The sequence below is a fragment of the Streptomyces sp. NPDC040622 genome, from assembly GCF_055593965.1.
In genome coordinates, this window is record NZ_JBVIXD010000030.1 from 22,466 (window position 1) to 41,803 (window position 19,338).

General features: G+C 70.7%; 15 protein-coding genes. 12 read left to right on the top strand and 3 right to left on the bottom strand.

The annotated features are described in order from the left end of the window. Positions 1–23: 23 nt before the first annotated feature. Complete coding sequence (locus ACZ592_RS39835; protein ID WP_471586666.1) at positions 24–1,043, bottom strand: ADP-ribosylglycohydrolase family protein; 1,020 nt, start codon at positions 1,041–1,043, stop codon at positions 24–26. Positions 1,044–1,300: 257 nt separating this feature from the next. On the opposite strand from ACZ592_RS39835, the gene ACZ592_RS39840 reads away from it, so the two are divergent. The 9 genes from ACZ592_RS39840 (at position 1,301) to ACZ592_RS39880 (ending at position 14,097) form a co-directional block, all read left to right on the top strand. Next, positions 1,301–2,032 carry a VIT1/CCC1 transporter family protein gene (locus ACZ592_RS39840; protein ID WP_471586667.1) on the top strand — a complete coding sequence of 244 codons (732 nt, stop codon included), beginning with the start codon at positions 1,301–1,303 and terminating at the stop codon, positions 2,030–2,032. Positions 2,033–2,391: 359 nt separating this feature from the next. Beyond that, complete coding sequence (gltB, locus tag ACZ592_RS39845) at positions 2,392–6,909, top strand: glutamate synthase large subunit (protein WP_471586681.1); 4,518 nt, start codon at positions 2,392–2,394, stop codon at positions 6,907–6,909. Next, positions 6,902–8,362, top strand: coding sequence for a glutamate synthase subunit beta (locus tag ACZ592_RS39850; protein ID WP_471586668.1), 1,461 nt, complete (start codon positions 6,902–6,904; stop codon positions 8,360–8,362). Before gltB ends, ACZ592_RS39850 begins: the two co-directional genes overlap by 8 nt. Positions 8,363–8,703: 341 nt before the next feature. Further along, positions 8,704–9,969 (top strand): sugar ABC transporter substrate-binding protein, encoded by a 1,266-nt coding sequence (locus tag ACZ592_RS39855; RefSeq protein ID WP_471586669.1) that lies wholly within the window; start codon positions 8,704–8,706, stop codon positions 9,967–9,969. A 91-nt stretch (positions 9,970–10,060) separates the two neighbouring features. After that, on the top strand, positions 10,061–11,053 hold the full coding sequence (locus ACZ592_RS39860) for a carbohydrate ABC transporter permease (RefSeq protein WP_471586670.1): 993 nt from the start codon (positions 10,061–10,063) through the stop codon (positions 11,051–11,053). Beyond that, a complete protein-coding gene (locus ACZ592_RS39865) occupies positions 11,050–11,883 on the top strand; it encodes a carbohydrate ABC transporter permease (RefSeq protein ID WP_471586671.1) in 834 nt (277 codons plus the stop codon). The genes ACZ592_RS39860 and ACZ592_RS39865 overlap by 4 nt, the downstream gene beginning before the upstream one ends. Positions 11,884–12,076: 193 nt before the next feature. Continuing rightward, positions 12,077–12,319 (top strand): hypothetical protein, encoded by a 243-nt coding sequence (locus ACZ592_RS39870; RefSeq protein WP_471586672.1) that lies wholly within the window; start codon positions 12,077–12,079, stop codon positions 12,317–12,319. A gap of 43 nt (positions 12,320–12,362) precedes the next feature. Further along, positions 12,363–13,463 (top strand): hypothetical protein, encoded by a 1,101-nt coding sequence (locus ACZ592_RS39875; RefSeq protein ID WP_471586673.1) that lies wholly within the window; start codon positions 12,363–12,365, stop codon positions 13,461–13,463. 277 nt (positions 13,464–13,740) lie between these two features. Then, complete coding sequence (locus tag ACZ592_RS39880) at positions 13,741–14,097, top strand: hypothetical protein (protein WP_471586674.1); 357 nt, start codon at positions 13,741–13,743, stop codon at positions 14,095–14,097. 12 nt (positions 14,098–14,109) lie between these two features. Here the strand turns inward: ACZ592_RS39880 and ACZ592_RS39885 are convergent, their stop codons facing one another. Continuing rightward, entirely contained in the window at positions 14,110–14,856 is a 747-nt protein-coding gene (locus ACZ592_RS39885; RefSeq protein ID WP_471586675.1) for an SDR family NAD(P)-dependent oxidoreductase, read from the bottom strand. Between the two features lie 173 nt (positions 14,857–15,029). Here ACZ592_RS39885 and ACZ592_RS39890 point away from each other — a divergent pair, with 173 nt between their 5' ends. Then, entirely contained in the window at positions 15,030–15,761 is a 732-nt protein-coding gene (locus ACZ592_RS39890; RefSeq protein ID WP_471586676.1) for a VWA domain-containing protein, read from the top strand. Between the two features lie 36 nt (positions 15,762–15,797). On the opposite strand, the gene ACZ592_RS39895 is transcribed toward ACZ592_RS39890, so the two are convergent. Next, the gene (locus ACZ592_RS39895) at positions 15,798–16,709 is read right to left on the bottom strand and encodes a tyrosine-protein phosphatase (protein ID WP_471586677.1); all 912 of its coding nucleotides are present in this window, start codon (positions 16,707–16,709) and stop codon (positions 15,798–15,800) included. Between the two features lie 523 nt (positions 16,710–17,232). Here ACZ592_RS39895 and ACZ592_RS39900 point away from each other — a divergent pair. Together ACZ592_RS39900 and ACZ592_RS39905 are read left to right on the top strand one after the other, a co-directional pair. After that, positions 17,233–17,436, top strand: a complete 204-nt coding sequence (locus tag ACZ592_RS39900) for a cold-shock protein (protein ID WP_030362889.1) — start codon at positions 17,233–17,235, stop codon at positions 17,434–17,436. Between the two features lie 142 nt (positions 17,437–17,578). Beyond that, a complete protein-coding gene (locus ACZ592_RS39905) occupies positions 17,579–19,228 on the top strand; it encodes a DEAD/DEAH box helicase (RefSeq protein ID WP_471586678.1) in 1,650 nt (549 codons plus the stop codon). Positions 19,229–19,338 lie beyond the last annotated feature (110 nt).

Genomic DNA, 19,338 nt, shown 5'->3' on the forward strand with positions numbered 1-19,338 from the left:
CCGGTCTTCTGCGATGCGCGCGGTCATGGCGCCTCCTTCGCGTCGGGGGTGGCCGGGGTCAGGAGGTCGGCCACGTCCAGGACGTGGTGGCCCCGCATCGACGGCAGGCAGCTGCCCCGGGCCGGGCCGATCGCCGCCGACCAGGGCGGGGGGATCGCCGAGGCGCCGCAGGTGGCGCCCGAGAGCGCGCCCGCCACCGCCGCCGTCGTGTCCGCGTCGCGGCCCATGTTGACGGCCGTGAGCACCGCCGCGGAGAAGGTGCCGCGGGCCACCGCGTACGCCCCGAACGCGAGGCCCACCGCCTCCGGCGCGAGGTCCGTCCAGGGGTATCCGCCGATCACCACGGCGGAGCGCACCGCGCGTTCGCCGCGGTGCGCGACCGCCACCGCGCGGCGCAGCGAGCGGGAGGTCCAGCAGTCCTCGGGGATGACGGCGAGCGCCGCCGCCACGACGGCGTCCACCCGGGCGCCCGCCATCGCCGCCGCGACGCCTGCCGCCACCGCCTGGCCGCCGTAGATGCCCTCGCCGTCGTGGCTGACGGAGCCGTCGACGGCGACGAGCCGGGCCGCCTCCGCGGGGCGGCCCGCGGCGAAGACGCCGAAGGGCGCGGCCCGCATGGCCAGGCCGTCGCTCCACGCGTGCCGGTGCTGGGCGGAGATGGGCGCGGCGAGGCCCCTGCGGAGGTTCTCCAGGGTGCCGCGCTCGCTGAAGCCCGCGCCCCGGAACGGGCCCTCGTCCAGGTCGGCGATCCACTGGTGCCAGGCCGTCTCGACGTGCGCGATCGTCAGCGCGGAACCGTGCCGGGCGAGCAGCAGGCCGGAGAAGATCGCGTACTCGGTGTCGTCCGTGCCGGCGGGGTGTTCGGCGACGTATCCGGTGATCCGGCCCCAACGGCGGCGGATCTCGGACGGTTTCATGTTCTCGGCGGGTGCGCCGAGCGCGTCGCCGACCGCGAGGCCGAGCAGTGCGCCGCGCGCCCGCTCGCGGAGGTCGTCGGCGTCGCCGGGCGCCGGGACCGGGGGAACGCATGCTGTGGATGCCATGACAGGCCTCCCTCGTGCGCGAAGGTGCGCGGACCGCTGGATGCGGTGCTTGGTGCATCCCTGCCACGCCGGAGCGCTCAATCGAGCATGCAGGGGCTCAGATCACCCCTTCGCCCGCGTCGTGCGGTGCGGATCCGGGGCCGCGAGGACCCTTCGCCCGGCGCGTTTTCGCAGGTAAGTACGGCCTTCCTTGCTGGCGGGAGATTTTTTTCGCGCGTACTTTCGACGTCGTCCAACCACGCAAGAGGGGGCCCACCATGGCGATCATCGAGACCGAAGCGACACTGCACGAGGCGCACCGCGACAACCACACCCACCGCGACGTGAACGGCGGCTGGCTGCGCCCCGCGGTCTTCGGGGCGATGGACGGCCTCGTCTCCAACCTCGCGCTGATGACCGGTGTGGCGGGCGGCGCGGTCTCGCGGGAGACCATCGTCATCACCGGCCTGGTCGGCCTTGCCGCCGGTGCCTTCTCCATGGCGGCGGGCGAGTACACCTCGGTGGCCTCGCAGCGCGAGCTCGTCCAGGCCGAACTGGACGTCGAGCGCCACGAGCTGCGCAAGCACCCCGCCGACGAGGAGCGGGAGCTCGCCGAGCTGTACGCGTCGCGCGGCGTCGAGCCCGGGCTGGCCCGCGAGGTCGCCAGGCAGCTCTCGAAGGACCCCGAGCAGGCCCTGGAGATCCACGCCCGCGAGGAGCTCGGCATCGACCCGGGCGACCTGCCCTCGCCGGCCGTCGCCGCGGTCTCGTCCTTCGGTGCGTTCGCGCTCGGCGCGCTGCTTCCCCTGCTGCCCTACCTGCTCGGCGCCACCGCGCTCTGGCCGGCCCTGCTGCTCGCGCTCGTCGGGCTCTTCGCCTGCGGTGCGGTGGTGGCGAAGGTGACCGCGCGTTCCTGGTGGTTCAGCGGTCTGCGGCAGCTCGCGCTCGGCGGCGCGGCGGCCGGTGTGACGTACGCCCTGGGCAGCGTGTTCGGGACCGCCGTAGGATAGGGCGGTGCAGGCCTATGCGGGACCTTGCATAAGTAGCCGTTACTCGGCGGTTTCGAGTCGTTAACCACCGGGCATGAGCCGTAAGCGCTGCGGGCAATGAGGCCTGTGTCGCGCCGGACCTCCGGTCACCGATCTGTCCGCAAAGGTCCCCTCCGAGCCGCTCCTCACCTCAGCGGGCGGTGTCCACATGGTGGAATGAGCTATCCGCTTTCCGAGAAGCGCTCCATCATGTAACCTGCACGAAATTTTGCCAGGGCCAACGTCGTCCCTCGCCCACTGCATATGCCACGACGACGACGGGAGTGCCGATGCGTACCCACGCCTGGTCGCCCATGGATGGCCGCCCCGCCCCCCAGGGGATGTACGACCCCCGTAACGAGCACGACGCCTGCGGTGTCGGCTTCGTTGCCACCCTGACCGGTGTAGCCAGCCATGAACTGGTCGAACAGGCGCTGACCGTACTGCGCAATCTCGAGCACCGCGGCGCCACCGGCTCCGAGCCGGACTCGGGCGACGGTGCGGGCATCCTGCTCCAGGTGCCGGACGCCTTCCTGCGCGAGGTGGCCGGATTCCAGCTGCCCGCGGCCGGCGCCTACGCCGTCGGCATCGCCTTCCTGCCCGTGGACACCGCCGGTACGACCGACGCCGCCGTCTCACAGATCGAGACGATCGCCTCCCAGGAGGGCCTGACGGTCCTCGGCTGGCGCGACGTGCCCGTCGCCCCCGAGCTGCTCGGCGCCACCGCCCGCTCGACGATGCCCGTCTTCCGGCAGATCTTCGTCGCCGACGGCGACACCGAGGGCCTGGAGCTGGACCGCAAGGCCTTCGTCCTGCGCAAGCGCGCCGAGCGCGAGGCCGGGACGTACTTCCCCTCGCTCTCGTCCCGCACGATCGTCTACAAGGGCATGCTGACCACCGGCCAGCTGGAGCCCTTCTTCCCCGACCTGTCCGACCGCCGCTTCGCCACGGCCGTCGCGCTCGTGCACTCCCGCTTCTCGACGAACACGTTCCCGAGCTGGCCGCTGGCGCACCCCTACCGCTTCGTCGCGCACAACGGCGAGATCAACACGGTCAAGGGCAACCGCAACTGGATGCGGGCCCGCGAATCGCAGCTCGCCTCCGACCTCTTCGGTTCCGAGCAGCTGGAGCGGATCTTCCCGATCTGCACGCCGGACGCCTCCGACTCCGCCTCCTTCGACGAGGTCCTGGAGCTCCTGCACCTCGGCGGGCGTTCGCTGCCGCACTCCGTGCTGATGATGATCCCGGAGGCCTGGGAGAACCACGCCTCCATGGAGCCGGCCCGGCGCGCCTTCTACCAGTTCCACTCCACGATGATGGAGCCCTGGGACGGCCCCGCCTGCGTCACCTTCACCGACGGCACCCAGGTCGGCGCCGTTCTCGACCGCAACGGCCTGCGCCCCGGCCGCTACTGGGTCACCGACGACGGCCTCGTCGTCCTCGGCTCCGAGGTCGGCGTCCTCGACATCGACCCCGCGAAGGTCGTCCGCAAGGGCCGCCTGCAGCCCGGCCGGATGTTCCTCGTCGACACCGCCGAGCACCGCATCGTCGAGGACGACGAGATCAAGGCCGGGCTCGCCGCCGAGAAGCCGTACCAGGAGTGGCTGGAAGCCGGCGAGATCGAGCTCTCCGACCTGCCCGAGCGCGAGCACATCGTGCACACGCACGCCTCCGTCACGCGCCGCCAGCAGACCTTCGGCTACACCGAGGAAGAGCTGCGCATCATCCTCGCGCCGATGGCCAAGACCGGCGGCGAGCCGCTCGGCTCCATGGGCACGGACACGCCGATCGCGGCCCTCTCCGAGCGCCCGCGGCTGATCTTCGACTACTTCACGCAGCTGTTCGCGCAGGTCACCAACCCGCCGCTGGACGCCATCCGTGAAGAGCTCGTCACCTCGCTGCACAGCTCGCTGGGCCCGCAGGGCAACCTGCTCGACCCGACGGCGGCCTCCTGTCGCTCGGTCACCCTGCCCTTCCCGGTGATCGACAACGACGAGCTGGCCAAGCTCATACACATCAACGCCGACGGCGACATGCCCGGCATGAAGGCCGCCACGCTCTCCGGCCTCTACCGCGTCAGCGACGGCGGCGACGCCCTCGCCGCCCGCATCGAGGAGATCTGCTCCGAGGTCGACGGCGTCATCGAGGCCGGCGCCCGCCTGATCGTGCTCTCCGACCGGCACTCCGACGCCGAGCACGCGCCGATCCCCTCGCTGCTGCTCACCGCGGCCGTCCACCACCACCTCATCCGCACCAAGCAGCGCACCGAGGTGGGCCTGCTGGTCGAGGCGGGCGACGTGCGCGAGGTCCACCACGTGGCCCTCCTCATCGGCTTCGGCGCCGCGGCCGTCAACCCCTACCTGGCGATGGAGTCCGTCGAGGACCTCGTCCGCGCGGGAACGTTCCTGCCCGGCATGGAGGCCGAGCAGGCCATCCGCAACCTGATCTACGCCCTCGGCAAGGGCGTCCTGAAGGTCATGTCCAAGATGGGCATCTCGACCGTCGCCTCCTACCGAGGCGCGCAGGTCTTCGAGGCCGTCGGTCTCGACCAGGCCTTCGTGGAGCGGTACTTCAGCGGCACGACGACGAAGATCGGCGGCGCCGGCCTCGACGTCATCGCCCAGGAGGTCGCCGCCCGGCACGCCAAGGCGTACCCGGCCACCGGCATCCCCTCGGCGCACCGCGCCCTGGACATCGGCGGCGAGTACCAGTGGCGCCGCGAGGGCGAGCCGCACCTGTTTGACCCCGAGACGGTCTTCCGCCTCCAGCACTCCACGCGCAGCCGCCGCTACGACGTCTTCAAGCAGTACACGGACCGCGTGAACGAGCAGTCCGAGCGCCTGATGACGCTGCGCGGACTCTTCGGCTTCAAGAGCGACCGCCCCGCGATCTCCGTCGACGAGGTCGAGCCGGCCGCCGACATCGTCAAGCGGTTCTCGACCGGCGCGATGTCGTACGGCTCGATCTCCCGCGAGGCGCACGAGACCCTCGCCATCGCCATGAACCAGCTGGGCGGCAAGTCCAACACCGGTGAGGGCGGCGAGGACGCGGACCGCCTGTACGACCCGGCGCGCCGCTCCGCCATCAAGCAGGTCGCGTCCGGCCGCTTCGGTGTGACCTCCGAGTACCTGGTCAACGCCGACGACATCCAGATCAAGATGGCCCAGGGCGCCAAGCCCGGCGAGGGCGGCCAGCTGCCCGGCCACAAGGTCTACCCGTGGGTCGCCAAGACGCGTCACTCGACGCCGGGCGTGGGCCTGATCTCCCCGCCGCCGCACCACGACATCTACTCCATCGAGGACCTCGCCCAGCTGATCCACGACCTGAAGAACGCGAATCCGCAGGCGCGGATCCACGTGAAGCTGGTCTCCGAGGTCGGCGTCGGCACGGTCGCCGCGGGCGTCTCCAAGGCGCACGCGGACGTCGTCCTGATCTCCGGCCACGACGGCGGCACCGGCGCCTCCCCGCTGACGTCCCTGAAGCACGCGGGCGGCCCCTGGGAGCTCGGCCTCGCCGAGACCCAGCAGACCCTGCTGCTCAACGGCCTGCGCGACCGCATCGTCGTGCAGACCGACGGCCAGCTCAAGACCGGCCGCGACGTCATCATCGCCGCGCTGCTCGGCGCCGAGGAGTTCGGTTTCGCGACCGCGCCGCTCGTCGTCTCCGGCTGCGTCATGATGCGCGTCTGCCACCTGGACACCTGCCCGGTCGGCATCGCCACCCAGAACCCGGCGCTGCGCGAGCGCTTCTCCGGCAAGGCCGAGTACGTGGTGAACTTCTTCGAGTTCATCGCCGAGGAGGTCCGTGAGCTCCTCGCCGAGCTGGGCTTCCGCTCCATCGAGGAGGCCGTCGGCCACGCCGAGCTCCTCGACACCGAGAAGGCCGTCACCCACTGGAAGGCGCAGGGCCTGGACCTGGAGCCGCTCTTCCACGTGCCCGCGCTGCCCGCGGGCGCCGTGCGGCACCAGATCGCGATCCAGGACCACGGCCTGGAGAAGGCGCTCGACAACGAGCTGGTCAAGCTCGCCGCCGACGCCCTCGCCGCGCCCAGCGCCACGGACGCCCACCCGGTCCGCGCGCAGGTCGCCATCCGCAACATCAACCGCACGGTCGGCACCATGCTCGGCCACGAGGTGACGAAGAAGTTCGGCGGCGCGGGCCTGCCCGACGACACCATCGACATCACCTTCACCGGCTCGGCGGGCCAGTCCTTCGGCGCCTTCGTGCCGCGCGGCGTGACGCTGCGCCTGGAGGGCGACGCCAACGACTACGTCGGCAAGGGCCTCTCCGGCGGCCGCATCGTCGTCCGCCCGGACCGCGGCGCCGACCACCTCGCCGAGTACTCGACGATCGCGGGCAACACCATCGCGTACGGCGCGACCGGCGGCGAGCTGTTCCTGCGCGGCCGCACCGGCGAGCGCTTCTGCGTCCGCAACTCCGGCGCGACGGTGGTGTCCGAGGGCGTGGGCGACCACGGCTGCGAGTACATGACCGGCGGCCACGCGGTGATCCTCGGCGAGACGGGCCGCAACTTCGCGGCCGGCATGTCGGGTGGCATCGCGTACGTGATCGACCTCGACCGCGACAACGTCAACGCCGGAAACCTGGCGGCCGTCGAGCCGCTGGACGACTCCGACAAGCAGTGGCTGCACGACGTCGTGCGCCGCCACCAGGAGGAGACCGCCTCGACGGTGGCCGAGAAGCTGCTTGCGGAGTGGGACACGTCCGTGCAGCGCTTCAGCAGGATCATCCCCAGCACGTACAAGGCAGTGCTCGCCGCCAAGGACGCCGCCGAGCGAGCCGGTCTCTCCGAGACCGAGATCACCGAGAAGATGATGGAGGCGGCGACCAATGGCTGATCCCAAGGGCTTTCTGAACCACGGCCGTGAGGTCGCGCAGACCCGCCCGGTCGGCGAGCGCGTCCAGGACTGGAACGAGGTCTACGTTCCCGGTTCGCTGCTGCCGATCATCTCCAAGCAGGCCTCGCGCTGCATGGACTGCGGCATCCCGTTCTGCCACCAGGGCTGTCCGCTGGGGAACCTGATCCCGGAGTGGAACGACTTCGCCTACCGCGAGGACTGGTCGGCGGCCTCCGAGCGCCTGCACGCCACGAACAACTTCCCGGAGTTCACGGGCCGCCTGTGCCCGGCCCCGTGCGAGTCGGCGTGCGTGCTCGGCATCAACCAGCCGGCCGTCACCATCAAGAACGTCGAAGTCTCCATCATCGACAAGGCGTGGGACGCCAACGACGTCAAGCCGCAGGCGCCCGAGCGGCTCTCCGGCAAGACCGTCGCCGTCATCGGCTCGGGCCCGGCGGGCCTGGCCGCCGCCCAGCAGCTGACCCGGGCCGGCCACACGGTCGCCGTCTACGAGCGCGCCGACCGCATCGGCGGCCTGCTGCGCTACGGCATCCCCGAGTTCAAGATGGAGAAGCGGCACATCAACCGCCGCATCGAGCAGATGCGCGCGGAGGGCACCAAGTTCCGCACGGGCGTGGAGATCGGCCGCGACATCGACGCGGCGAAGCTGCGCAGGCGCTACGACGCGGTGGTCATCGCCGCGGGCGCCACGATGGCCCGTGACCTTCCGGTGCCCGGCCGTGAACTGGGGGGCGTGTACCAGGCGATGGAGTACCTGCCCCTGGCCAACAAGGTCCAGGAGGGTGACTACGTCACCACGCCCGTCTCCGCCGAGGGCAAGCACGTCGTGGTCATCGGCGGCGGCGACACCGGCGCGGACTGCGTCGGCACCGCGCACCGCCAGGGCGCCGCGTCCGTGACGCAGCTGGAGATCATGCCGAAGCCGGGCGAGGACCGCGCGCCGGGCCAGCCGTGGCCGACCTTCCCGATGCTGTACAAGGTCACCTCGGCGCACGAGGAGGGCGGCGAGCGGGTCTACTCCGTCTCGACCACGCACTTCGAGGGCGACGAGGCCGGCAACGTCCAGTTCCTGCACCTCATCGAGGTGGAGTTCGTCGACGGCAAGCTGACCCAGAAGCCGGGCACGGAGCGGAAGATCCCCGCCCAGCTCGTCACCCTGGCGATGGGCTTCACGGGCACGGACCGCGAGAACGGCCTGGTGGACCAGTTCTCCCTGGAGCTCGACGAGCGCGGCAACGTCGCGCGGGACACCGAGTTCCAGACCAACGTCCCCGGCGTCTTCGTGGCCGGCGACGCGGGCCGCGGTCAGTCCCTCATCGTGTGGGCGATCGCCGAGGGCCGTTCGGCGGCACGCGGCGTGGACCGTTTCCTCACCGGTGCGAGTGATCTTCCGTCCCCGATCCGCCCGACCGACCGCTCCCTCACGGTCTGATTCCGGTACGACCCGGTCCGCACACCGGTTCGTACCACCCCTCATACGTCCCGTACAACGGAGTACGGAACTGACGCGGCGCCCGCTTTGTCCCCGACCGGACGGAGGCGGGCGTCGTCGCGTTCCGGGGCCTTCGGCGCCCCTCACCGTTACGCCTGCGTTGCATGGGGCGCAATGGCGTGAGCGCATGTTGCGTCACCCGCAACCGTCATTACGGTTCGGCCGCTTATCCCAATGGGTCTAGACCGCCTCGGTCTGGTGTGACCACAATCGCTCCCACCAATCGGAACCTGGAGGGGGCCGGCATGAATCGACGTGTCATCGCCGCTGGTTGTATCGCCATGAGTATCGGACTGACCGCCACGGCGTGCGGTGGGGATGACGGCGACTCGGGCGACAAGGCCGCCGACGGCAAGGGCAAGACCCTGACCGTATGGATCATGGAGGGGACCAACCCCGACGCCCGTCCCTTCTTCAAGGAGGCCGAGAAGGCCTTCCAGAAGAAGACCGGCGCCAAGATCCACGTCGAGTACCAGCAGTGGGCCACCGCCCAGAAGAAGTTCACGACCGCCATCGAGGGCGGCGAGGACCAGGTGCCCGACGTGGCGGAGGTCGGCACCACCTGGGTGCCGCAGTTCGCCGAGACCGACGCGCTCGTCGACGTCACCGACAAGGTCAAGGAGTCGGGCCTCGGCGGCGACCTGGTCGAGGGTCTCAAGGACGCGGGGACGCTGGACGGCAAGCAGTACGGCATGCCCTGGTACGCGGGCGTCCGCTCCATCGTCTACCGCAAGGACGTCTTCGAGAAGCACGGCCTGAAGCCCCCGACCACGTGGAACGAGCTCCGGGCGACCGCCAAGAAGCTCAAGGAGAAGGAGCCGAAGATGGTCTCCTTCCCGGTGGCGGGCGGCGCGGAGATGTTCGCGGCCCCCTTCATCTGGGGCGCGGGCGGCGAACTCGCCACCGAGTCCGGCGGCAAGTGGAAGTCCGGCGTCAACTCGCCCGAGGCCATCAAGGGCATCGAGTTCTACACGGACCTCGCCACCAAGGACAAGGTCTCCCCGGCCAAGGTCAACACCTGGACGGAGAAGGAGGTCGGCGACGCCTGGAACAAGGGCGAGATCGCCATGGCCGTCGGCGGCAACTGGACCCCGAAGGCCATCGTCGACAACAACCCGGACCTCAAGGGCAAGCTCGGCGCGATCCCGATCCCGGGGGAGAAGGGCGGCATGAGCAAGTCCTTCCTCGGCGGGTCCTACCTGTCCACGTTCAACACGGACAAGAAGGACCTCGCGTGGGAGTTCGTGAAGCTGGTGACCACCGGTAAGTTCGCCGCCGAGTGGGCCGAGCAGACCAACTACTTCCCCGGCCAGAACTCCGAGCTGAAGAAGATCGAGGCGAAGAAGGACCCGCTGGTCGAGCCCTTCGCCAAGCAGATGCTGGAAGCCGGTGCGACGGTTCCCAAGACCAAGTCCTACGGCGAGATCCAGGCCTCCAAGGTCATCCCCGGCATGGTCCAGTCGATCCTCACCGGCAAGTCGTCCGTGAAGGAGGCGGCGGACAAGGCCGCCAAGGACATGGACGCGATCTTCGCCAAGGACGAGTAGCCGAGGGCGAGTTCGGCACTGTGCAGGACGCGACCCCCGCGACCGGGGGCCGCGTCTCCGAAAGCCACGACTCCGTGAAAGACACGACACCGTGAAAGACACGCTCGTCAGCGGCGGACCGGAGTCCCCGGTCCGCCGCGGCCCCCGGCAGCCGGACGGCGCCGCCGAGGCGGCCCGCCGTCGGAAGAAACTCATCACCCTCACCCGTCCCTGGCTCCTGCTCGCGCCCTCCCTCGTGGTCCTGGCGGGACTGCTGCTCTGGCCTCTGATCCAGGTCGGCAAGCTCTCCCTGCAGGACTACGAGGTGAAGTTCGGCGGCGGCGTAGGGACGTTCACCGGCTTCGACCACTACAGCGACCTGCTCTCCAGCGGCCTGCTGTGGAAGACGGTCCTGCCCAACACCGTCTTCTTCGCCCTCGCCTGCGTCGGCCTCACCGTCGCGCTCGGCACCCTGGTGGCGCTGCTGCTCAACCGCCTCGGCGGCACCTGGCGGCTGATCTGCTCCATCGCGATCCTCGCCGCCTGGGCCATGCCGGCGGTGACGGGCACGTACGTGTGGATCTGGCTCTTCCAGCCGCAGGACGGCATGGTCAGCCAGATCGCGGGCTCGATCGGCCTGATCGACCCCGAGACCACCAACTGGTTCACCGAGCGGGGCCCGTTCTACGCGATCGCCACGCTCAACGTCATCCACCACGGCTTCCCGTTCGTCGCCATCACCGTCCTCGCGGGACTCATGACGATCCCCAAGGAGCTGTACGAGGCGGGGGAACTGGACGGCGCCAACGCCTGGCAGCGGTTCTGGAACATCACCGTGCCGACGATCAAGCCCGTCTTCCTCGTGGTGACCATCCTCTCCACCATCTGGGACTTCAAGGTCTTCACCCAGGTGTACCTGCAACCCGGCGGCGACGGCTCCAACGAAGAGGTCTACAACCTCGGCGTCTTCTCCTACATCCAGGCCTTCGCCAAGAACGACTACGGCACGGGCGCCGCGGCCGCGGTGCTGCTGACCGTGCTGCTCCTCATCATCACCGTCGTCTACATCCGCACGCTGTTCCGCCAGGGGGAGGAGGACCTGTGAGCACCCGTCGCACCACTCTCGCCTCGCGCATCGGACTGCCGGCCGCGGTCGTCGCGCTCCTCGTCTTCACGCTCTTCCCCGTGTACTGGATGATCTCCACGGCGCTCGACCCGAAGGCCGCCCTGCGCGGCTCGGACGTGCTGCCGAGCGGAATCACCTTCGAACACTTCACGTACGTCTTCGACAAGGGCAACTTCGGCACGTACCTGCTGAACTCGGCGATCGTGGGCCTCGCCACGATCGCGGCGGCCGCGCTGCTCTCGCTCTTCGCGGCCATCGCGGTGGCACGGTTCAAGTTCCGCTTCCGCACCTCCGTGCTGATCATGATCCTGATCGTGCAGATGGTGCCGCTGGAGGCGCTGGTCATCCCGCTCTTCATCCAGATGCGGGACTACGACATGCTCAACTCCCTGCTGGGCCTGAGCATCGTCTACATCGCCCTCTCGCTGCCGTTCGCCATCTGGACGCTGCGCGGCTTCGTCGCCACCATCCCCAAGGAGGTCGAGGAGGCCGCGTACATCGACGGGGCGTCCTGGCCGCGGATGTTCTGGTCGGTGCTGCTCCCGCTGGTCGCGCCCGGCCTGGTCGCCACGTCGATCTTCGCCTTCATCACGGCGTGGAACGAGTTCGTCTTCGCGTACACCTTCATGAAGGGCAGCGACAAGTACACGGCGGCCGTGGGCATCTACCAGTTCTTCGGTGAGAACTCCACGGCCTGGGGTCCGGTCATGGCCAGCTCCACGCTGGTCACCGTGCCGGTCATGATCTTCTTCGTGATCGTCCACCGGAAGCTGGGCTCGGGCCTGGCGGCGGGCGCCGTCAAGGGCTGAGCGCGGGACCGGTCACCGGCCGGCACGCGGCTGTTCACCGGTCGCACGGAAGGGAGGCGTTCGGGGAGCCACGGCTCCTCGAACGCCTCCCTTCCGTCATGCGGGCACCTCTGCATCCTGTATTGACTAAAAGTCAATTCGGCGCCAGTCTCGGGACCCGTATCCAGCCGTGGAACCGGCCCCGGGAGGCGACGTGACCACCGAAGCACGGGAACCCGAAGCGCGCGGACAGCGCGAACGACTCGCCACGGAACTGCGCGACGAACCGCCAGAGTCCTTCGGCCGGCTGACGTCCCCGCAGCTCGCGACGCTCGCCGACGCCCTGGAGCGGCAGCGCGAGAGCCGGGCCGCGGGCCTCAACGAGGCCGCCGAGGAAGCGCTCAAGCTCGTCCCCGCACTGGCCCGAGGCCCCGTCCGCCGGATCCTCTTCCGCTAGCCCAGCCCAGCCCAGCCCTTCCGAGACGAGCGAGGAGTTCAGCATGGACCAACTGCGCGGCAGGGCCGAGACCCTCAAGATCGCCCACCTGCTCGACGTCGAACCGGACACGCTCGCCTTCCTCGGGGCGCTGCCCGTCGAGGACGTACGCCGCTTCCGTACGCAGAGCGTCGCGGCGCTCTTCGACCGGGCCCCCGACATGCTCGACCGGATCGCGTCCGCGACCAGACTGGTGCCGGCCGGGGTCGCCGCCGCCATCTCCCAGAAGGCCCTCGGCCCGCGCCTGGCCGCCGCCGTCGCGGGACGGCTCGAACCCGCACGCGCCGCCGACATCATCGAAAAGCTCCCGGTGCCCTTCACCGCCGAGTCCTGCGCCCACCTCGACCCGCGCCGCATCCGCGGCATCGTCGACCGCCTCGACGAGAACCTGGTCGTCCGCATCGCCGTGGCCCTCGCCGAACGGGGCGACCACCTCACCATGGGCCGCTTCGTGGGCCACCTGCCCGACGCCGCGCTGCGCCGCATCCTGCCCCAGGTCGACGACGCCGCCGTCCTGCGGACGGGGTTCGCGATCGACGAGCCCGAACGGCTCGGCCACCTCATCGAGTTGATGGGACCCGAACGGCTCGCCTCCGTCATCGGGTCGGCCTCCGCCTGCGGACTGTGGCCCGAGGCGCTGGCCGTCGCCGGCATGGTCACCGGGGAACAGCGCGGCCGCATCGCCTCGCTCACCGCGGGGCAGCCCCAGGACCGGCTCGACACGCTGGTGGTGACCGTGGCCGAGCAGGACCTCTGGGAGTCCCTGCTGCCCCTGGTCGCCCTGCTGGGCGAGGACGAACGGCGGGCGGTGGCCGAACTGCCCTCGCTGCGCGGCGCCGACGTGCTCGGCGGCGTGGTGCGCGCGGTCGTGGCCACCGGCCTGTGGGCGGAGTTCCTGCCGCTCGTGGGCGTCCTGCCGGACGCCTCCCGCAAGGTCGTCGCCGACACCGCGGGATCGCTGCCCGAGCCCGACCTGGACGCGCTCGCCCGTGCGGTCGACAAGCAGGACCTCTGGGAACCGGTCATGCCGCTGGTCGAGTTGATGGACGACGAGGCGAAGACCCGGATCTTCGCCCTGCCGGCGTTCCAGGACCAGGCGGGGTAGGGGGCTGTGGCGGGCGCGCCCGGAGGTGGAGCCTGGGGCTCGCCCGGAGGTGGAGCCTGGGGCGTGTCCGGAGCGGGCCGGTGCGGGGAGGCGGGTAGCCCACACGGCGTATGCAGGATCGATGCGGCAGCCCCGCACGGGTGACCCCGCGCATCCACGGGTCCCGGGCGGGGCAGGGCGCAGCAGGGCCCGTCGACTCCCGGACGGGTCCGCCCAGCCCGTGTGCCGGACGACCCACGTCCGGCGCGCCCGAAGGAACCCGAAGGAAAAGGACTCCATGCGCCTTCGCCACACCGTCGCCGCCGCCCTCGGCGCGCTCGCCCTCGTCGTCACCCTGCCGACCTCCGCGAGCGCCGCCACCGGCGACTTCTCCTACAAGTTCGTCGGCCTGGACGGCACGCCCCGGTCGGCCACGCTGCACGACCCGCAGAGCCCCGCCTGCGTCACGCTCCCCGAGGTCGCCGACCCGGACGCCTCCGAGCCCGCGTTCGCCCCGCACAACGACACGGACACCTGGGTGATGGTGTTCACCGAGGAGGACTGCACCGGCGACTCCTGGACGCTGCGCCCGCACGGGCACCCCGCCACGGACCGCCTCAAGCTCCGCTCGGTGTTCTTCACCGACCGCCACTGACCCCCGCGGCGGTCATCCCGTCGTCGACCCGCCGTCCACGGTGAACTCCGCTCCCGTGATGTACGACGACGCGTCGGATGCCAGGAAGAGCACCAGTTCGCCGACCTCCTCCGGGCGGCCCATCCTGCCCAGCGGCAGGTGCGACCAGTCCCGCCCGGCGGAGGCCGCGGAGATCATCGGGGTGTCCACCGCCCCCGGGTGCACCGAGTTGACCCGCACCCGGTACTTCGCCAGATCCAGCGCCGAGGAGCGGGTCAGCCCCCGCAGGCCGAACTTCGTCGAGCCGTACGCCGCGTGGCCCGGGATGCCGATCAGGCCCGCCGTCGACGACACGTTCACGACCGAACCGCCGCCCGCCTCCTTCAGCGCGGGCAGCACCGCCTGGATGCCCAGGAAGGGCCCCAGGAGATTGACCCGGACCAGGGCCTCGAAATTCTCGTACGTCTCGTCCTCCACGGACGCCGTGCGCCACAGCGCGGCGTTGTTCACCAGGACGTCGAGCCGCCCGAAGGCGTCGAGTGCGCCCGCCACGGCCGACGCCCAGCTGCCCGCGTCGGTGACGTCGTGCCGTACGAACACCCCTTGCCCGCCCAGGGAACCGGCGACCTCCCGGCCCTCCTCCTCCCGCACGTCCGTGACCACGACCCGCGCCCCGGCCCCGGCGAAGAGCCGCGCCTCCGCCGCGCCCTGGCCGCGGCCCGCGCCGGTGATCAGGACGGTCCTGCCGTCCAGGCCGTAGGAGATCTCCCGGGAACCCATGCCGTGCCTCCCGTGCGTGCTTCGCGCTGCCCTGTGACTGATCGGCACATCTCTAGCAGTCATACGTGCAAGGAAGAAGACCTCGGCGGGGTGGAAGGAGCGGTGCGGCGCGTACCCTCGGCCGCTGACGGGCCCGCACGGTGGTGGTCCGGCACGGAGGAACGGAGTCGCGCATGGGACCGGCCATCAGTCTGCGCAAGGTGGAGGACTCGGCGCCCGCGCTGGTCAGCCTCTACAAGAGCGCCGGGGTGTCCCTGCGCAAACACGGCCTGGACGGGGAGCGGGCGGCCGTCTACCTCGTCGTCGACTACTCCGGCTCCATGCGGCCCTACTACCAGGACGGCAGCGTGCAGGCCCTCGCCGACCGCGTGCTCGGACTCTCCGCGCACCTCGACGACGACGGGACCGTGCCCACCGTCTTCTTCTCCACGGACATCGACGCGGAGACGGACATCGCCCTGGACAACCACCGCGGCCGGATCGACGAGATCGTCGCCGGGCTCGGGCACATGGGCAGGACCAGCTATCACCTGGCGATGGACGCCGTCATCGACCACTATCTCGACAGCCGTGACAGCGGCTCCACCGCGCCCGCCCTCGTCGTCTTCCAGACCGACGGCGGCCCCATCAACAAGCTCGCCGCCGAGCGCTATCTGTGCAAGGCCGCGAAACTGCCGATGTTCTGGCAGTTCATCGGCTTCGGCGACCCGGGGAGCAAGCAGTTCGACTACCTCAGGAAGCTCGACGAACTCGCCGTCCCCGCCAAGCGTGCGGTCGACAACGCGGGCTTCTTCCACGCGGGGAACGACCCCCTGGCCGTACCCGACGACCGGCTGTACGACCGGTTGGTGGGGGAGTTCCCCGCGTGGCTCGCGGCGGCGCGGGGCCAGGGGATCGTGGCCTGACGTCCGTGGACGGCCGCCTGGTCGAGGAGGTCCCGCTCAGCCGACCAGGCGCTCGCGCAGCTTCAGGACCGTGCCCGCGTCGAGGCCGAGCCCCTTGGTCAGATACCTCTGCAGACCGCCGTACCGCTGCGTGGCCTCGGCCAGCGCCGTGTCGAGGTAGTCGGTGCGGACCTCCTGGAGCGGGATGATCAGGTCCGGGTTCTGCATGAGCCCGCCCTGCTTGAGCGCCTCGCGCAGCCGCGCGTCGTACGCGGCCCGGTAGGTGTTGGACGCCAGGTAGTCGCCGACGGCGGTCCGCTCCGGCACGCCCACGAGCCGCAGCAGCAGATACGTGGTCCAGCCGGTGCGGTCCTTGCCGGACGTGCAGTGGTACAGCAGCGGCGAGCGGCTGTTGGCGATGTCGTGCAGGGTGGCCGCGAACTGCCCGCGGTTGGCCGTGTCGGTGACGAACGTGCGGTAGACGTCCCGCATGAACGCGGCCGCCTTGCCGTTGCCCAGCATCTCCTCCTGCTTGACCGGGTCCTTGGAGCCGATCGCGGTGAGGAGCTGGGTGAAGAGCCCGTTGTCGGTGATGGTCCTGGAGACCGGGGTGAGCCCGTCGGGCAGCCGGTCCGCGCCGTCGTACTGCACCTCGGCGGGCACGCGGAAGTCGATGACCTTCTTCAGGCCGAGCTTCGAGACCGCGCTCAGATCGGCGTCGGTGAGCTTGCTGAGGGCATCGGCGCGGTAGACCCGCCCGTACCGGACGTACTCGCCGTCGTAGGTCCGGTACCCGCCGACATCGCGTACGTTGACCGCGCCCTGGAGCGGGATCTGGCGGACGGTGTCGGACGCGGGGGCGTGCGACGCGTGCCGGGGCGCGGTGAGCACGGTGGGTGAGGTGGGTGCGACGGGTTCCGCGGGGGCGGCCCAGGCGGGCAGGGTGCCCAGGGCGAGCGCGGAGATCACGAGTCCGGTCGCGGTACGGGTACGGGTGCGAGTCCGGGTACGGGTGCGAGTCCGGGTACAGGTACGGGTGCGAGAGGTGCGCATCGGTCCGCCTTCCCATCGGCAGCGGTGCCAGGTGGTCGCTTCGGTGGCGGTGCGGTGCCTGCTGGACGCTCTTCGGTCCCAACCAAGCGATTGTTTGGTCGAAGGTAGCGACGCGCCCGCGCGGGAGGAAGGGGTGCGCGCCAGAAGCTGACGATTAGTCAAATATGTAGAGCGGGGGCCTGGGGGCGGGCCGCGTGGCGGAGGGTGTGCGCGTGGGTGCGGTGGGTGGTCGCCGCCGGGGGCGGGAACAAGGGTCGGCGCGAGCGTGTTAGGGTTATGTGTTGCAGTTTTGGTACCCATGAACATTATGTGCGCCTGACGGGAATGCTCCGAGGGCGCATTATTGTTTTTCCGGTTCTCTCCGGATGGGGGTCATTGCAGCGCTGGAGATTCACAATTCGGTGGTTCTCCATACTCTGCCCCTGTTGAGGAGATTGACATGGCAACCGGCACCGTTAAGTGGTTCAACTCGGAAAAGGGCTTCGGCTTCATCGAGCAGGACGGCGGCGGCCCCGACGTCTTCGCCCACTACTCGAACATCGCGTCCTCCGGCTTCCGTGAGCTCCTCGAGGGCCAGAAGGTCTCCTTCGAGGTGACCCAGGGCCAGAAGGGCCTGCAGGCCGAGAACATCGTTCCTGCCTGATCGTCGCAGCGCGCGAACCTCACAGCCGAGGCCCGCACCGGAAGGTGCGGGCCTCGGCTTGCGCTGTCATCGGGCCCGACCGGGCCCTAAGCCGCACCGGCTCAGAGGTCCGGAAGTCCAGCGACCAGGAAGGCATTACTGAATGAACCGCCCCGAACGCCCGGCCCGTCCCGCCCGCAAGCGTCCCGTCAACGCAGCCGGAAAGGGCCGGCCGAACGGCCAGGCGAAGGGCTCCGCGCATTCCCCGCATTCCGCGCGGAAATCCGGAGGCCGTAAGCCGAGGCCGGTCCAGGGCGGAGAGTTCGCACTGCCCGAGAGCCTCACGCCGGCGCTGCCGGCCGTCGAGGCCTTCGGCGATCTGGACATGCCCGAGGCCCTCCTGAAGACGCTGGCCGCCCAGGGCGTCACCGACCCCTTCCCGATTCAGGCAGCCACCCTCCCCAACTCCCTCGCGGGCCGCGACATCCTCGGCCGCGGACGCACCGGCTCCGGCAAGACCCTCGCCTTCGGCCTCGCCCTCCTGGCCCGCACGGCCGGGCAGCGCGCCGAGTCGAAGTCGCCGCTCGCCATGGTCCTCGTCCCCACGCGCGAGCTGGCCCAGCAGGTGACGGACGCCCTCACGCCGTACGCGACGTCGGTGAACCTGCGCCTCGCCACGGTCGTCGGCGGCCTCTCGATCAGCAGGCAGGCGGGCACGCTGCGCCGCGGCGCCGAGGTCATCGTGGCCACCCCCGGCCGCCTCAAGGACCTGATCGAGCGCGGCGAGTGCGACCTGTCGCGGGTGCGTACGACGGTCCTCGACGAGGCCGACCAGATGGCCGACATGGGCTTCATGCCGCAGGTCACGGCGCTGCTCAAGCAGGTCGAGCAGGGCGGCCAGACGATGCTCTTCTCGGCGACGCTCGACAAGAACATCGACCGGCTCGTCCGGATGTTCCTGACCGACCCCGTCGTGCACTCCGTGGACCCGTCGGCGGGCGCGGTGACGACGATGGAGCACCACGTGCTCTACGTCGCCGACGAGACGGACAAGAAGGCCGTGGCCATGCGGATCGCCGCCCGCGAGGGCCGCGTGATCATGTTCCTGGACACCAAGCGGGCGGTGGACCGCTTCACCAAGCGGCTGCTCGCCAACGGCGTGCGCGCCTCCGGGCTGCACGGCGGACGCTCGCAGCCGCAGCGCAACCGCACGCTCGACCAGTTCAAGAACGGCCAGGTCACCGCGTTGATCGCGACGAACGTCGCGGCGCGCGGCATCCACGTCGACGACCTCGACCTGGTCGTGAACGTCGACCCGCCCACCGACCACAAGGACTACCTCCACCGTGGCGGGCGCACCGCGCGGGCGGGCGAGTCGGGCAGCGTCGTCACCCTCGTCCTCCCCGAGGAGAAGCGCGAGATGACGCGCCTCATGTCGGACGCGGAGATCCGGCCGAACATGGCGCGCGTCTCCTCCTCCGACGAGGAGCTGACGCGGATCACCGGCGCGCGCGAGCCGTCGGGGGTGCCGGTGGTCATCGAGACGCCGCAGCCGCAGCAGCCCGCCGCGCGACCCTCGCAGCAGCAGCGACGCCGGCGGCCCCGTGGCGGCGGTTCCGCCACCGGGCAGGGCGGCCAGGCGCAGGGCCAGGGTCAGGGGCAGCGCAAGGTCCCGCGGCAGGGCCAGGGCGGCCAGGCCCAGGGCGGCCAGGCCAGGAGCGGCTCCGCAGGGGCCGGTGGCAGCGGTGGCGGTCGTGCCCGTCGCGGGCGCCCCGGTGGCGGTGCGCAGGGAGGCCGCCGCTCCGCGGCGTGACGTGATTCCGGCCGCGGGGGGGGGGGGGGGGGGGGGGGGGGGGGGGGGGGGGGGGGGGGGGGGGGGGGGGGGGGGGGGGGGGGGGGGGGGGAGGGGGGGGGGGGGGGGGG

Bases quoted from the DNA above. Each gene is read 5' to 3' on its own strand.
- ACZ592_RS39880 (WP_471586674.1), top strand. From the start codon at position 13,741: ATGCGCCTTCGCCACACCGTCGCCGCCGCCCTCGGCGCGCTCGCCCTC.
- ACZ592_RS39885 (WP_471586675.1), bottom strand. From the start codon at position 14,856: ATGGGTTCCCGGGAGATCTCCTACGGCCTGGACGGCAGGACCGTCCTG.
- ACZ592_RS39890 (WP_471586676.1), top strand. From the start codon at position 15,030: ATGGGACCGGCCATCAGTCTGCGCAAGGTGGAGGACTCGGCGCCCGCG.
- ACZ592_RS39835 (WP_471586666.1), bottom strand. From the start codon at position 1,043: ATGGCATCCACAGCATGCGTTCCCCCGGTCCCGGCGCCCGGCGACGCC.
- ACZ592_RS39900 (WP_030362889.1), top strand. From the start codon at position 17,233: ATGGCAACCGGCACCGTTAAGTGGTTCAACTCGGAAAAGGGCTTCGGC.
- ACZ592_RS39855 (WP_471586669.1), top strand. From the start codon at position 8,704: ATGAGTATCGGACTGACCGCCACGGCGTGCGGTGGGGATGACGGCGAC.
- ACZ592_RS39905 (WP_471586678.1), top strand. From the start codon at position 17,579: ATGAACCGCCCCGAACGCCCGGCCCGTCCCGCCCGCAAGCGTCCCGTC.
- ACZ592_RS39875 (WP_471586673.1), top strand. From the start codon at position 12,363: ATGGACCAACTGCGCGGCAGGGCCGAGACCCTCAAGATCGCCCACCTG.
- ACZ592_RS39850 (WP_471586668.1), top strand. From the start codon at position 6,902: ATGGCTGATCCCAAGGGCTTTCTGAACCACGGCCGTGAGGTCGCGCAG.
- gltB (WP_471586681.1), top strand. From the start codon at position 2,392: ATGTACGACCCCCGTAACGAGCACGACGCCTGCGGTGTCGGCTTCGTT.
- ACZ592_RS39840 (WP_471586667.1), top strand. From the start codon at position 1,301: ATGGCGATCATCGAGACCGAAGCGACACTGCACGAGGCGCACCGCGAC.